Below are 13,891 nucleotides of genomic sequence, written 5' to 3' on the forward strand. Positions count from 1 at the left end.
CATAAACAAAAATCATTTGTATTTGATATTGATTATCATTAAGATGCTCACGACTTCAAGCTTTGAGCAACACATCGCTTAAAGCACTTACTTCCTGCCGAACCAACAGTGGCATACACGAACGGCATCGCTAGACACCCAAAGGAGACATTTACAGTGACCTGTATTGATACTACAGCAAGACCAAAACGCAATATGCTTGCCCACGCCATCGGGATTGCCATTGCAAGTAGCACATTACCTGCAATAGCTGCAGAAGAAGCGCAAGAAACCTTACCTGCAGTCAAAATCGAATCAAGCGTTATCACACCTTACAAAACAGAAAAAGCCTCTTCTCCGCAATATACCCAAAAGCTCGCAGACACCCCCAAAACCATCAGCGTCGTTCCAGAACAAGTCTTACGTGACCAAGCGGTCACGAGCTTACGCGACGCGCTTCGCAACGTGTCTGGTATTACAATGCAAGCAGGTGAAGGTGGCGCTGCAGCCGGTGACAACCTCAGTATTCGTGGTTTTGATGCAACCAATGACTTATATGTAGACGGCGTTAGAGATATTGGCTCTTATAGCCGTGACACTTTCAACTTAGAACAAATTGAAGTGACCAAGGGGCCCTCTTCTGCCGTAAGTGGACGTGGCTCAGCCGGTGGCTCTGTCAATTTAGTTAGCAAGGAAGCCCAGTTTGATGACTTTAAACGTGCCACCGTTATGGTAGGTAACGACAGTCAACTTCGAGCTACCGCAGATATTAACGGTACCTTATCCGAGTCTTTAGCAGGCCGCATCAACTTGATGACTCAAGACAGCGGCGTACCTGGGCGTGATGTGACAGAAAACAAAGGTAGCGGTTTCGCGGGTGCTCTAACCTATTTACTGTCAGATAAAACTCGCATTAGCGGTGGTGTTTCTTATTTAGACCAAGACAACATCCCCGACGGTGGTGTGCCCTTATTAACTAACGCCAATGGCGACCGATATTTAGATGAGGCAACTGCTGAAAATTATTACGGGGTAGAAAATCGCGACTACGATAAAAACGAAATCACCACGTTAAAGCTTGCGATTGATCACGACTTCAGCGAAAACCTAAGCCTCCGTAACCAAACATTTATAGGCGCAACCGAAACCTCAGCGGCAATCACCCGCCCAAGTTACGACTCCACAACCGGTGAAGCACGACGTGGCTCAGCAAAAGCACGTGACGAAGATCGCGATATTATTTCTAACCAAACCACATTACGTGCAGATTTCACCTCGGGCAATGTAGGTCACAACCTTGTGGTTGGCATGGATCTAACCCAAGAAGAGTACGTTCGCTACCAAATGCTACAAATTGACGACAGCGCCGCCAATGTGGATTTATACAACCCAGTAACTGATGATCCATACAACGGCTCTATTACACGCACGGGTGGCAAACAAACGGGGACATTTGATGCCATTTCCTTATATGCCAATGACACCCTCACCTTCACACCAAAGTGGATGCTGACTCTTGGTGTACGGATAGAAGATTACGAACAAGAGTATTCACAAAATTATTCGTCGACTAACCGAGATGGCAGCGTCACCGCCCCGTTTACGTATGACGCTAACGACACCCTGATTAGCTGGAATGCCGCCATCACTTATAAGCCAGCTGAGAATGGAAGCATTTACTTGGGTGTGGGCAACGCACAAACGCCATTAGGCAGTAATTTAACCTTGAGCTCCGATGAACAAGACCTTGATGCGGAAGAAGATCAAGTCGTTGAATTAGGAACCAAGTGGGAATTATTCAATGACAAAGTGCTCGCAAACGCTGCCTTATTCCGCTCAGTCAAAACAAATGCTTCCACAACTGATGTCGACAATGATGATGTTATCGTCTTAGAGGGAGAGCAAATTGTTCAAGGCTTAGAGCTTGGTATTAACGGCGCTATCACCGACCAATGGGCAATCATTGCCAATTACACTTATACAGACAGTGAAATCACCGAATCAGGTGACCCTACCGAGGAAGGCGAAGTTATCTATAACACGCCCGAGCACAGCGCTAGCCTTTGGACGACTTACCAACTAGATCGCGCATGGCAAGTAGGTGGCGGATTGCAATATATAGGTGACTATCAAAATGGCAGTACCACTGAGCTAGATGCGGTGACTCTGGTCAACGCAACAGCTTCTTTTCAAGCCACCAAAAACCTTAAATTACAGCTCAACGCTAACAACCTGACAGATGAAAAGTATCTGCTTAAACCACGTGGTAGTCGAGGTGTGCCCGGAACAGGGAAGAGCGTGACAGTGACTGCTAGCCTAGAGTTCTAAGTCACAAAAGGCGATACTATCGCTATTAGAAAACCCACTCACCCCGCTCTTGCGGGGTGAGTTCGTAAAAGGTCCACCACGATGTTAATTAAGATCCCCGCCCTACTCAGTAAAAATGAGGTCGCACATTGTCGTAGCATTTTAGAAGCGGCAAATTGGGTCGATGGCAAAGTCACGGCTGGTTACCAATCCGCTAGAAATAAAAACAATATTCAACTAGAAGAAAATTCCGAGGCATCCCAGCAGCTAGGGGATATCATTCTATCTGCTCTAGCCAACAACAATTTATTTATGTCTGCAGCGCTACCCCTTAAAATTTTCCCTCCGCTGTTTAACTGTTATCAGGGTGGCCATTCTTTTGGCGTGCATGTCGACAATGCCATTCGCCAAGTAAAAGGGACTGCTGTAAAGGTTAGAACGGACTTGTCGATGACCTTATTTTTTTCCGAGCCCGATGAATATGATGGCGGCGAACTTATCATTGAAGACACCTACGGCACACAAAGTGTGAAACTCGCTGCGGGCGATATGATTCTGTATCCATCAACCAGCTTACACAGGGTCACACCCGTCACTAGAGGGCGACGCCTAGCTTCATTTTTTTGGCTACAAAGCATGGTGGCCAGCGACGAAAAACGCAGTTTGCTATACGATATGGATATGAGTATTCAAAATTTGAGTCAAGGTAATGAAGATCACCCCGCGATTATTCAGCTCACAGGGGTTTATCACAATTTATTAAGACAGTGGGCGCAAACCTAACTTACGCCCACTGTGATACTAGCCTACTCCTCGCTATCAGTAGCGCGATGCTTTATCTGCAAGCCCTTTAAAAAATTGCGCAGGATCTGATCTTTACAGTCACGATAATGCTTGTGATCTGGTTTGCGAAAAAACGCGCTTAACTCGTGTTTGCTGATGTTAAAATCCGCAAGTGCCAATATCGCCATGACATCTTCTGCTTTCAAACTTAAGGCAATTTTCAATTTCATAAAAATCATATTATTGGTCAGGCGTTTTTCAGGAATAGGTTTCTCCCCCTCCTTTTGCCCACGCATATCAATAATCAAACCATTTAAAAACACTGCTAAAAGTAAATCACTACAGTCTTCGTAACCTTCATCGCCCTCTTTTTTAAGCCATGCACTCACCTCTTCACGAGAAACATGGTGGTCAGCTAAACCAAAAATAGCCATCATTTTTGAATCATTAAAATCAAAGATGTAACGCACTCGGCGCAAGACATCATTATTTACCATACCAGTACCTATTAATATGCAATTGTTTATCTGTCTGAACGACGACTACCTTCTTTAAAGCGACGTTTTCTGGCCAGGTTATTGGCTTCTTTTTTTGCTTTCTCTTCGGCCACAGCCTTGATTTCAGCCTCAATCATATCGGGCGTTTCAAGACTAATCCGACCAACGATACCTGCACGCAACTCATTTATTAAGAGCTCACATATTTTATGAAAATTAATTCGCCCACCGCCACTCAGCGCACCGCGCCGCAATGCAGCCGCTTCTAAAAAAGCCAATTCGGTATCCGGCATAGTCTCTAATTGAAACCGCGCTTTTAATAACTGAGGATAAGCTTTTACAAGATACTCCGCTGCAAAAAAACCCACATCGTCATATTCCATCGCGGTATTCTTAATCGCGCCGGTCACTGCCAATCGGTAACTGCTATTGGGGTTTTCTATCTTAGGCCACAAAATACCCGGTGTATCAAACAAAACAATGCCACTACCCAAGTTGATGCGCTGCTGACTCTTGGTTACAGCAGGCTCATTACCGGTTTTAGCTATAATCCGGTCAGCAAGAATATTGATTATGGTGGACTTACCCACATTGGGAATACCAACAATCATGGTATTGATTGTTTTTAGGCTGGCATCTTTAGCGGGAAACATGGTTCGACACAGTTCAATCAACTGTTTTATTTTAAGCGGTTCATCCGTCGTGGTTGCAATGGTTTTAACATCGCGTTCACGTTCGAAATACGCCTGCCACTGAGCCGTTATTTTAGGGTCTGCTAGATCTGCCTTGCTTAATACTTTGATACAGGGCTTATCACCGCGTAATTTCGCAATAGCAGGGTTTTCACTAGAACTAGGAATACGAGCGTCTAACACCTCGATTAACAGGTCAACCTGGGGCAGCATGTCAGCAATCGCCTTCTGCGCTTTATGCATATGCCCCGGATACCACTGAATCGCCATTGAACACGCCTTTTAAATCAAAGACGCTATTGTACGTTACACGGACTAACTTTGGCTAAATACAGTAAAAACTCTTGCTACTCACTCTCCTACGACTGACCAGCCCTGTATTACGCTCCGGTGATAGGCAGAAATGGGGGATTCCAGAGCCTTGTAAATTAATTGCGGACATCGCTGCTTTTCATGCCAAAGATCAAATACCTCAACGACCCCCGCGTAATCCGCGGTGGTTTTTACCAACATCACAGGGTCTCCCGCACAAATATCCCCCTCTCTCAATACCCGCGCGTAAGCTCCCGGTCGCGAAGCCGATACAAATTGTTTGGCAAAGTGCTTATCGCCCATCCTCACTGCAAGCTTAAAGCAGGGGGTGCGTGGCGCAGATATTTCTAAGATGACATTGCCAATCATTAAACGATCGCCAATAACAAGAGTGCGTAAGTCTATACCCGCTGTGGTTAAATTTTCGCCAAACATGCCCGGCGGCAGTTCTCTCGCTAATTTTTCAGTCCACCACTGATAGTCTTCCAAACTATACAAATAGACAGCTTGATCGACTCCGCCATGAACACTGGTATCAACAATGACATCCCCCTCAATACCCAATGTGCCCAGAAACACAGTTTCACTTACTGGCGCTTTAAAAAGGCCTGTTTCAACGCGTTGACCAGAAAACTCTATACTTTGTTTTTGTGCTCGATTAATGGAAACTAGCTTCATCTACCTCACCTCTGGCTGCTCCACACCGCGGCGACTTCACTGCCTGTGCGGTGTTCAATTCAGAACCTAAGCATGCCAAATTTAAGCGATAGGTAGATATACGTCAGTCAACATATCTTGCTCGGGAATATCCAAGCCGACATTTACATAATGAAAAAACAGCGGGAAATTGCCTAGCTGTTCCTTGCTCTTCGGCAACCATTGTTCATACAAATACTGGGCAGCACTGACATGATTACGAGAGCCGACATGCCGTACAACAGCGCAGCGGCAGGAGGGAATAATTTTGTTTACGACGCCAAACGCATTCGATTCAACATCACCGCCTACCGATACACAGAGATCGACACGGTATTTTTCTAAAGCGACTTGTTGAGGGTTGTTATAATGTATTCCGTAGCTACGGTGCTCAGGCGACGGTGGATAACCATATTGCTTTCGCCAAGCAATCAATTGCAGTACCGCCTCATGCTCACCTGATGGTGGCCCTAAATATTCAAGGGCGGCCACTTTTGTTTCTTGAAATTGAACAATTTTAACGTCCATACCCACCCTTTTATCCAAGCCGCACTAGAGCCAAGCTCAGTCAGCACAAATGTCGCCGAAGCTCATAAAAGTTGCGTCTTGCTTCGATCGCCTTCAGAAAATACCGCTACCAAGGAGTAACGCATAAAGCCGCCACAAGTTGTTAAGTAATCACGAATACAGTATTTAATAATATCGCTGAAACGTTCATCTTTAAATTTCCAATGAGACGTTTCTGATAAATAGGGCCTTGCAGATGCGAGCTCACAGCAAACACCATGCGCTGATTCACGTTGTTTGGTATCGTCGGTCATCACAATATTCAGTACATCATTTTCATCAAATTCAAAGAGTAAATAGCAGGCGTCGTCATTGATATTATCCGGTATTAAACTGACCGCCTTATCGACACAAGCCATAATCAGGGGCTCTAAATCACTTTCTAACTGAGATACACGACTAAAGCGATAAACGCATTGCGTGGTACTACCACTATCGTGAGTATTTACTTGCCATTCAAAGCCCATGACGATTCAACCTTTCTATTCTGGTATTAATAAAAACAAGAAGGGCCGCCCTGCAAGCAGAACGGCCCTTCTTTGTTAGCGATAATTTAGTATTAATGAATACTTGCTGTTGTCCGTTGAGCTAGGTATTCAGACACCTTCTTTTTTTGGTAATGCTGCGCTGCAGTAGCCACGCTGCCACCTTTACCCGATGCCAGCCAGCGTTTTATTCGACCCGCATCACCAATTGGGCTGGTTTTTCCAAAAGAATCAAGCATCACAAAAAGCAAATCTCTGCCATCAACATTGGCTTTCATAACCAAGCAACGTCCCGCCTCATTGAGGTAGCCTGTTTTAGATACATCGACATCCCAACGCTTATAACGTACCAGTGAATTGGTATTGACGTATGCAAGACGATAAACCGGCCGGCGGAAATTAGCCGTGTGGGTTGATGTAGTTGAGTAAGCTTCAATTTCAGGGTAATTGGCAGCTGCCGCCAATAACTTAGCCATATCAGCCGCAGTGGACACATTGAAATGTGAGAGACCGCTGCTATCAACAAATTGCGTATTCTTCATTCCCAACTGTTTTGCCTTAGCATTCATTTTTGCTACAAATGCTGTCATTCCACCCGGGAAGTTTCTGCCTAGAGATGCTGCAGCAAGGTTTTCCGAAGACATCAACGCAATACGTAATACCTCACCCCGCGGCAATTCAGAATCTACCCGAATACGAGAGTAATAATTATTGATTGCTTTGCGGTCTTCCTGAGAAAAACGAATCATTTCTCGTAGCGACTGCTTAGAATCTAACACTACCATTGCTGTCATAACTTTGGTCAGCGACGCAATGGGTTTAACGATATCTGAATATTTCTGGTAGATAAGCTCGCCGCTATCCGCATCTACGACAACGGCGCTCACTGAAGCAAGCTGTAAATTTGCGGGGTTACGACTGATTTTCTCAGCCATTACAAAGGGCGACAGCATTAGCGTCGCCAGGATTATTGTCATTATTCTCATCATCACCATAAACCTAACTAAATGATTAAGTGGAAGTTACCACGGTCAAAACAAAGAAACTGCCAACTTGTTCAATATTTAAGCAATATGCTTATTCGCCACCTTTGATGCGCAAGGTATCTAAAATTTGATCGACGGCGGCCCGATCCATATCTCTGTCGTCCTGCGCACACGCATAACTGACTAGCAGCAAATGACCACCGCCGTGCAAGAACCATTCGCGAATATAATCGCCTTCTTCAATAGTTTCAAATTCCCAACCACGATAATCGTCGCCTATTTTGCACGCTTTAGCATTAGCAAACGGCATACCAACTTCGTTAATTAGGTTTTTTAGATCCTGTTCTCCGGCGGGTTTGCCATGAGCGGCCTGCAAGCTACTCAAGCTAATACAGCCTAATTCATCTTGATCAAAGATCAGAATACTGTCTTCGTCTTGCTCTGTACGCCACTCTTCCGGCAACCCAATGAACCACCAATCTGATTCGACTTCTTGCATTATTTCTATCTCGGTAAATAAATAAGCACGTAGACATGGGTTTAATTATATAAGCGGAAGATCGGCAGACATTAACACCGCATCTTCATGGCCTTCACCCAATGGATAATATTTCTTGCGGATGCCGTCCTCAGCAAACCCCAATTTTTTATATAAAGTTCGCGCGACTATATTGGATAACCGCACTTCAAGTAAACAGCGCTGACCACCAAACTGCTGCATCCATTCCAAGCCTTCTGTTAATAACTGGCGTCCAACGCCGTTGCCACGACTACTATTGTCGACCACAATATTTAACAAACTTACCTCGTCCAAAACGAGGCTATAAGCACTGATCGCCACTAAATCAGTATCTCGCCAATAGCCTAGACAATGATCGTCGCGAAGGCTGCGCAACCAGTTAGTCCGCCCCCAAGGGTGTGGATCAGACCGAGTCTCTATTAATAAACATTGCTCAAGGTGTTGAATACCGAGCATCGCGACACGTGGCATAAGGTTACTCTGTATCTTGTATAGTCAACTTACAGCCACGTAACTGCTGCCAAAGTGCAGCTTTTAAGCCGCCATTATTGATCATTTCCGAGGGCATCGAACTCGGTATGACGGTTAGGCTGGCAGATGACAGCATGGCATGGTCAAAATACGGGTATATTTCTTCACCAAACACAACAACGTATTGGGCATGCTGACGCTCTGCATGAGCCATAATATTGCCAAGCAACGCGTCTTTCGCCGCCGCCTCACCCTGAGGCAAACCAAAATTTTTGGCAACGGGCCATCTAAAATGGTCACTAGAAAATGAAAGCGGGGTTTCCACTTGGTGATAGGATTTTACTGCAGTCGCAATATTCGCCAGCAAACGTTTTTCAGCAGGCGCCAAGGGAGCCAAGGTAGCATCGACAACAAATAACAGGCCAATTCCAGTACCAACGATATCAACTTGAAAGCTAGGGTTAAGCTGTGGGCCAAGGCTTTCAGCGTCGCTTTCATTGTTATTGTTATTATTTTTCTTTGAATTAATGGCCTGCCGTGAAGGCTTACCAGTGACATCCAAGCCTTCTAGGTCAATTGCAATTCTGGAGCGACTTTCTCCACTGCCTGAAGGTGAAATAGGCTCAGAGCCCTCGCCATCTTGATACGCAGATTGGCGCTGATACTCGTTATCAATATCACCAATATTGGTACTATCGTTTAAACCAATACCCTCATCGTCTGCAAGAGGAAGCCCCAAGTCACAAAGTGGCGACGACGCTGCGCCCTCAAGCAAAAACCGAGGCACGTAGCTGTCTACGCCCATTGCCTGCAAATAATCTAGTCGCAGCGCTTCGTTCACTTAGATACCTCGTTGCGGGTGGGCTTTAAGCACTCCCGCCTCCAAAAGGTTCAAGGCATCTAAATAGGCCTTCACCGAGGCAATGATGATATCGGTATCAGCACCATTACCATTCACAATGGTACCGTCTTTCTCTAAACGAACCTGAACCTCTCCTTGCGAATCGGTGCCGCTGGTAATGGCGTTCACAGAGTACAGCAAGAGATTCGCGCCGCTATTTACCAACATTTCCGTTGCCTTAAACGCCGCATCAACGGGACCATCGCCCTCTGCTGATGCCTGCTGCGGCGTATTATCAACCGCTAACTCAATATCAGCGCGGGGTTTTAACCCTGTCTTGGACACCGCCTCTAAACCAATAAAACGGTATTTCACGTCACTCTCTTCAGGCTGAACATCACTCATCAGCGCTTGTAGATCTTCGTCAAAGATTTCGTGCTTTTTATCAGCCAATTCTTTGAATCGAGTGAATGCTAAATTCAACGCGGCTTGATTGTCCAAGCTAATGCCGAGCTCTTCTAACCTTGCCTTAAAGGCGGCTCGGCCAGAATGTTTACCCAACACTAGTTTATTCGCGTTCCAGCCCACATCTTCAGCACGCATAATTTCATAGGTTTCACGGTATTTTAAAACACCGTCTTGGTGAATACCCGACTCATGAGCAAAGGCATTGGCGCCAACAATGGCTTTATTTGGCTGAACAGGAAAACCTGTAATAGAGGACACCAACCGCGATGTAGGCACTATTTGAGTGGCATCAACACTCACTTCTACGGGGAAAATATCAGCCCGTGTGCGCACGGCCATAACCAGTTCTTCTAAAGAGGCATTACCCGCGCGCTCACCCAAGCCATTAATAGTACATTCAACCTGACGAGCGCCATGCATTACCGCCGAGAGCGAGTTGGCTACGGCTAAACCTAGATCATTGTGACAGTGCACCGAAAAAACAGCTTTGTCCGCATTAGGGATCGCGTTCATGAGCCGCGAAACCATCTCACCATACTCACCAGGTTCGCCATAACCTACCGTATCGGGCAAATTTATTGTCCGGGCGCCAGCATCAATGACTTGCTCAATGATTCGACACATAAAATCATATTCTGATCGTGATGCGTCCTCACAGGAAAACTCCACATCTGCCACTAAATTACGAGCATGCTTTACGGCTGCCACAGCCCGCTCGACGACATTATCTGGCGCCATCCGCAGCTTATATTCCATATGAATGGGCGATGTAGCGATAAACGTGTGGATACGCCCAGACTCAGCCGAGCGCAAGGCCTCCGCCGCGCGATCAATATCTTCTGCTCCTGTCCGCGCTAGACTGCACACCGTACTATTCTTAACAGCATCTGCAACCGCCCGTACCGACTCAAAATCACCCACGCTAGCGATAGCAAAGCCTGCCTCAATAACATCTACGCCCATTTTTTCCAGCATTTTTGCGATACGCACTTTTTCATCCCGCGTCATCGATGCACCAGGACTTTGCTCTCCGTCACGCAGCGTGGTATCAAAAATAATTAGACGATCTTTAGACATGAAAAACCCCTGAATTTGTCATTATTCGCCCATCGACTTATCGACAGCGTATTCTATGGCGCAATTATAGTCGGACATGAGCCAGAGTTCTTGACTCTTTTCGGTGGCTAAACCGATTTTTGCAGATAATATACTCAAAACTTGGTAAAAATGCCGAGTACCGTAAATGAACTTCGACCGCTCATAACGTCAAACTGCAAGAGCACTATAAGCAAGAGAATGCCGTTGGCTATACCTTAAACACGTCATTCTTGCTTAATTTGTATACAATTTGCATTTGCGGTCTCATTGAAGAAAGCTGTCAAATCACAGTCGGCAATGCGAACAGACAAACAACAATTAACGGAGTAATCCGCTATATCATGCGAAGCATCTTTATTTTTTTAATGACACTGAGCTTTCCACTACTAAGCCAAGCTGTCATAGCAAACGAGCAAGCACCAAAAACGCTGAATGAATCCCGCGCCCTCAACTCCAGCACCTCAACTGGAACTAAAAATGATGGCAGCAACGACTTTACCTCCAACAATCGCAAAACTGGACCATTAAATACCGACTTCGAGACAAGCCCGACCGACGCACCCGCGCCTGAAATTGCCCTAACACTGCTAGGTCAAAACATTAAACACGGCAGCTTTGAACGCCTCTACTGGACCGCAGGACAAGCTATAGCTGGACTCGCCATGCCCACTCCCATTCTGGTCGCGGCAGGGAACAAAGCCGGCCCCACTCTCTGCTTAACAGCAGCAGTTCACGGCGATGAGCTAAACGGCGTGGAAACAATACGACGAGTTATGTTTAGTCTAGAAAGTGATAAATTAAACGGGGTTGTCATTGGTGTACCTATTGTCAATATGCATGGTTTTCGCCGTACCTCACGATATCTCCCAGATCGCAGAGACCTTAACCGCTATTTCCCTGGCGACGCCAAAAGCAGCTCTGCTGGTCGCATCGCCCATAGCTTTTTCAATGAGGTTATCACCCACTGTGATCGTTTAATTGATATCCATACCGGCTCATTTCACCGCACTAACATCACCCAGTTACGGGCAGACCTCGGTAAAGAAAGCGTTATGCAATTTAGTAAAATGTTCCATGACGTCACCGTATTGGACGGCGCTGGTGGGCTAGGAACTCTACGTAGAGCCGCCGTAGACGCCGGAATTCCGGCGGTTACCTTGGAAGCTGGTGAACCGTTACGCTTACAATTAAAGGAAGTAGTACAGAGCGTCAATGGTATTAAAGCGGTAATGTATCATATGGACATGATCGGGGAAAAACCAAACCGAGCACCAAAACAAAAAGTGTTTTACAAATCAACATGGTTGCGCGCGGACCAAAGCGGGGTTTTTCTAACCGAAGCAAAACTCGGACAAAATGTTAAAAAAGGGGATATCTTAGGCACCGTCACAGACCCTATAACGAATCGAAGCTCGGTAATACGCACAAATGTAGACGGACAAATCATCGGCCTAGCTCTCAATCAAATGGTGATGCCCGGTTTCGCCGCCTATCATATTGGTATTGCCGCTGACGAGAAAAAAGTGGCGGCCGATAAAGTCGCTGACAGCGTGGTAGCGGAAGCACTTGAACCCGTCGCAGAATCGATGAAAGAAGTTGCTCGCGAAGCAGCCCAAACCGCAGCAAAAACCAGCGACGACCCGGCTGAGGTTAGCGCGGCAGCACGCAAAGCCGTTCAAGATGCAGCCCGCAACGCATCACAACTGGTTGATCAGCCAAAGACTGACAAGCCCTCGTCACCGGACGCTGAAACACAACAAAACGAAAACCACACTCCCCCCAAATCCATTAGCGCTCCGCGCCCTAATGACGAGCTCGAGGAGCACCCTGAGTAGTTCGATTTATTATCCCGTTAGAAGACACCGCAATATCTAAAGTGTCTTCTAACGGGCTTTAAGCTACAAACCCAATCTATCCTGTCTGCGACTATAAAAAGTAACCACATCTTTACGGGTGAATCGTAACAACTCCAAAATCGACAATTTAAAAATAAGTGAGATAAGTAACTAACAGGAAGTTAGCCGAAATTATTAAGGCCCTTTTTTATCGTCCCTATTAAAAAAGAAGGCTAAATATGCAGTAGCTAGTTTTTCGCTTTCCCTGTAATCTTATTACATTAATGTTTTTTTGAGCTGCTCATGTTGCGGATTGTATTTTCAATATTAGCGTTGATGCTGTGGACTGCCGCTCTGGCAGGTAGCTATCATGGCGTGAACGACGCAGCGCCTGCTAATGTTAGCAGCATGGTAGAGCTTGAATCAGGCTTTACTGACACACCTGAACGATTATTTACTGCAGCAACCCCACAAACTTCTTCAGCCCCCCAGTACACTTTATTGGGACGAGTAGCTCCCCAGACCTCCCCCCGTGTTAAGAATCACGTATACGGTAATGCCTCTATTCGGTCACCACCTATAACACTCTGATTATCAAAACTTGATTCACCACCATTGTGGTGAGCATTTTTCTATATATTCAGAGTGAGAATGTTATGAAACATTTTGAACTGTATGAAGCTGATCAAGTGGATCAGTTAGTTCGTCCTGAAAATTTTCAAATGATTGACGGCGATTCATCAGCAAAGCTGGTGTTCACAGACTTTACCGAACACGAACCCTTAGTCATTGACGCAAATAGCAGCGCAATTGCCGCAGAACGCTTAATGAAACAATCCCACGTTCGATTAATGCTAGTGCTCAATGAGCATGAAGTATTTGTTGGCGTGATTGCTTACGAAGACTTGCATCCTAGTGAAATAATAAAAAAAGTCGCCAACGGTTTTAATCGTGCGGAACTGCAAGTGGCGGATATGATGCGTAAGCGACAAGATTTGAAAGTGTTTGATTACAGTGATTTAACGTTAATGACAGTTTCAAATGTGCTCGACGTCCTCAAACAGTTTGGACACCAACACTGTTTGGTTGTTGAACGTGAGCAGCATCAAATCAGAGGCGTTATTTCTGCTAGTGATATTGCACGTAAACTAAAAATGGAAGTTTGCATTCAATCACCCACAAAGTTTACAGAGCTTTACCTCTCCTCACTTCACCGTTAATGGGAAGTAAGCCTTCCCACCTTGGCGGGAAGGCTTAATTTATACATTAACAAACATTTGTATATTTTAAATAGATGGGAATCAAATACGTTACAGCCTCCCAAAAAGAGTGGCTGTAATTTGCTAGATCTATA

The 13,891-nt window shown here is 45.6% G+C and carries 15 protein-coding genes; 5 read left to right on the plus strand and 10 right to left on the minus strand.

Annotated features, from left to right (window positions below; genetic code table 11):
* Window positions 1–156 precede the first annotated feature (156 nt).
* Both AELLOGFF_RS11075 and AELLOGFF_RS11080 read left to right on the plus strand, forming a co-directional pair.
* Entirely contained in the window at window positions 157–2,307 is a 2,151-nt protein-coding gene (locus tag AELLOGFF_RS11075; RefSeq protein WP_159268801.1) for a TonB-dependent receptor, read from the plus strand.
* An 81-nt stretch (window positions 2,308–2,388) separates the two neighbouring features.
* A complete protein-coding gene (locus AELLOGFF_RS11080; RefSeq protein WP_159268802.1) occupies window positions 2,389–3,069 on the plus strand; it encodes a Fe2+-dependent dioxygenase in 681 nt (226 codons plus the stop codon).
* 23 nt (window positions 3,070–3,092) lie between these two features.
* Here AELLOGFF_RS11080 and AELLOGFF_RS11085 read toward each other — a convergent pair whose 3' ends face one another.
* The 10 genes from AELLOGFF_RS11085 to AELLOGFF_RS11130 all read right to left on the minus strand — a co-directional run bounded on the left by AELLOGFF_RS11085 (window position 3,093) and on the right by AELLOGFF_RS11130 (window position 10,681).
* Window positions 3,093–3,566 carry a DUF1456 family protein gene (locus AELLOGFF_RS11085; protein ID WP_159268803.1) on the minus strand — a complete coding sequence of 158 codons (474 nt, stop codon included), beginning with the start codon at window positions 3,564–3,566 and terminating at the stop codon, window positions 3,093–3,095.
* 26 nt (window positions 3,567–3,592) lie between these two features.
* Window positions 3,593–4,528 (minus strand): ribosome biogenesis GTPase YlqF, encoded by a 936-nt coding sequence (gene ylqF / locus AELLOGFF_RS11090; RefSeq protein WP_159268804.1) that lies wholly within the window; start codon window positions 4,526–4,528, stop codon window positions 3,593–3,595.
* Window positions 4,529–4,609: 81 nt separating this feature from the next.
* Window positions 4,610–5,248, minus strand: a complete 639-nt coding sequence (locus AELLOGFF_RS11095) for an MOSC domain-containing protein (RefSeq protein ID WP_159268805.1) — start codon at window positions 5,246–5,248, stop codon at window positions 4,610–4,612.
* A gap of 81 nt (window positions 5,249–5,329) precedes the next feature.
* Complete coding sequence (locus AELLOGFF_RS11100) at window positions 5,330–5,794, minus strand: AraC family transcriptional regulator (RefSeq protein ID WP_159268806.1); 465 nt, start codon at window positions 5,792–5,794, stop codon at window positions 5,330–5,332.
* A gap of 62 nt (window positions 5,795–5,856) precedes the next feature.
* Entirely contained in the window at window positions 5,857–6,300 is a 444-nt protein-coding gene (locus AELLOGFF_RS11105) for a hypothetical protein (RefSeq protein ID WP_159268807.1), read from the minus strand.
* Between the two features lie 92 nt (window positions 6,301–6,392).
* Window positions 6,393–7,313, minus strand: a complete 921-nt coding sequence (pbpG, locus tag AELLOGFF_RS11110; RefSeq protein WP_327785481.1) for a D-alanyl-D-alanine endopeptidase — start codon at window positions 7,311–7,313, stop codon at window positions 6,393–6,395.
* An 82-nt stretch (window positions 7,314–7,395) separates the two neighbouring features.
* On the minus strand, window positions 7,396–7,803 hold the full coding sequence (locus AELLOGFF_RS11115; protein ID WP_159268808.1) for a hypothetical protein: 408 nt from the start codon (window positions 7,801–7,803) through the stop codon (window positions 7,396–7,398).
* A 45-nt stretch (window positions 7,804–7,848) separates the two neighbouring features.
* Window positions 7,849–8,295, minus strand: a complete 447-nt coding sequence (rimI, locus tag AELLOGFF_RS11120; protein WP_159268809.1) for a ribosomal protein S18-alanine N-acetyltransferase — start codon at window positions 8,293–8,295, stop codon at window positions 7,849–7,851.
* Window positions 8,296–8,299: 4 nt separating this feature from the next.
* Window positions 8,300–9,136, minus strand: coding sequence for a hypothetical protein (locus tag AELLOGFF_RS11125; RefSeq protein WP_159268810.1), 837 nt, complete (start codon window positions 9,134–9,136; stop codon window positions 8,300–8,302).
* Window positions 9,137–10,681 (minus strand): 2-isopropylmalate synthase, encoded by a 1,545-nt coding sequence (locus AELLOGFF_RS11130; RefSeq protein WP_159268811.1) that lies wholly within the window; start codon window positions 10,679–10,681, stop codon window positions 9,137–9,139. It lies immediately after the preceding gene.
* 362 nt (window positions 10,682–11,043) lie between these two features.
* Between AELLOGFF_RS11130 and AELLOGFF_RS11135 the strand changes: the two genes are divergently transcribed.
* The 3 genes from AELLOGFF_RS11135 to AELLOGFF_RS11145 all read left to right on the plus strand — a co-directional run bounded on the left by AELLOGFF_RS11135 (window position 11,044) and on the right by AELLOGFF_RS11145 (window position 13,757).
* Complete coding sequence (locus AELLOGFF_RS11135; protein ID WP_159268812.1) at window positions 11,044–12,537, plus strand: succinylglutamate desuccinylase/aspartoacylase family protein; 1,494 nt, start codon at window positions 11,044–11,046, stop codon at window positions 12,535–12,537.
* A 303-nt stretch (window positions 12,538–12,840) separates the two neighbouring features.
* Window positions 12,841–13,128: a hypothetical protein gene (locus AELLOGFF_RS11140; RefSeq protein ID WP_159268813.1), complete on the plus strand. Its 288-nt coding sequence runs from the start codon at window positions 12,841–12,843 to the stop codon at window positions 13,126–13,128.
* Between the two features lie 65 nt (window positions 13,129–13,193).
* Window positions 13,194–13,757, plus strand: a complete 564-nt coding sequence (locus AELLOGFF_RS11145) for a CBS domain-containing protein (RefSeq protein WP_159268814.1) — start codon at window positions 13,194–13,196, stop codon at window positions 13,755–13,757.
* Window positions 13,758–13,891 lie beyond the last annotated feature (134 nt).

Source organism: Zhongshania aliphaticivorans, assembly GCF_902705875.1.
In the GTDB taxonomy this organism is placed as follows: Bacteria; Pseudomonadota; Gammaproteobacteria; order Pseudomonadales; family Spongiibacteraceae; genus Spongiibacter; species Spongiibacter aliphaticivorans_A.

Bases quoted from the DNA above. Each gene is read 5' to 3' on its own strand.
- AELLOGFF_RS11080 (WP_159268802.1), top strand. From the start codon at position 2,389: ATGTTAATTAAGATCCCCGCCCTACTCAGTAAAAATGAGGTCGCACAT.
- AELLOGFF_RS11085 (WP_159268803.1), bottom strand. From the start codon at position 3,566: ATGGTAAATAATGATGTCTTGCGCCGAGTGCGTTACATCTTTGATTTT.
- ylqF (WP_159268804.1), bottom strand. From the start codon at position 4,528: ATGGCGATTCAGTGGTATCCGGGGCATATGCATAAAGCGCAGAAGGCG.
- AELLOGFF_RS11095 (WP_159268805.1), bottom strand. From the start codon at position 5,248: ATGAAGCTAGTTTCCATTAATCGAGCACAAAAACAAAGTATAGAGTTT.
- AELLOGFF_RS11100 (WP_159268806.1), bottom strand. From the start codon at position 5,794: ATGGACGTTAAAATTGTTCAATTTCAAGAAACAAAAGTGGCCGCCCTT.
- AELLOGFF_RS11105 (WP_159268807.1), bottom strand. From the start codon at position 6,300: ATGGGCTTTGAATGGCAAGTAAATACTCACGATAGTGGTAGTACCACG.
- pbpG (WP_327785481.1), bottom strand. From the start codon at position 7,313: ATGGTGATGATGAGAATAATGACAATAATCCTGGCGACGCTAATGCTG.
- AELLOGFF_RS11115 (WP_159268808.1), bottom strand. From the start codon at position 7,803: ATGCAAGAAGTCGAATCAGATTGGTGGTTCATTGGGTTGCCGGAAGAG.
- rimI (WP_159268809.1), bottom strand. From the start codon at position 8,295: ATGCCACGTGTCGCGATGCTCGGTATTCAACACCTTGAGCAATGTTTA.
- AELLOGFF_RS11130 (WP_159268811.1), bottom strand. From the start codon at position 10,681: ATGTCTAAAGATCGTCTAATTATTTTTGATACCACGCTGCGTGACGGA.
- AELLOGFF_RS11135 (WP_159268812.1), top strand. From the start codon at position 11,044: ATGCGAAGCATCTTTATTTTTTTAATGACACTGAGCTTTCCACTACTA.
- AELLOGFF_RS11140 (WP_159268813.1), top strand. From the start codon at position 12,841: ATGTTGCGGATTGTATTTTCAATATTAGCGTTGATGCTGTGGACTGCC.
- AELLOGFF_RS11145 (WP_159268814.1), top strand. From the start codon at position 13,194: ATGAAACATTTTGAACTGTATGAAGCTGATCAAGTGGATCAGTTAGTT.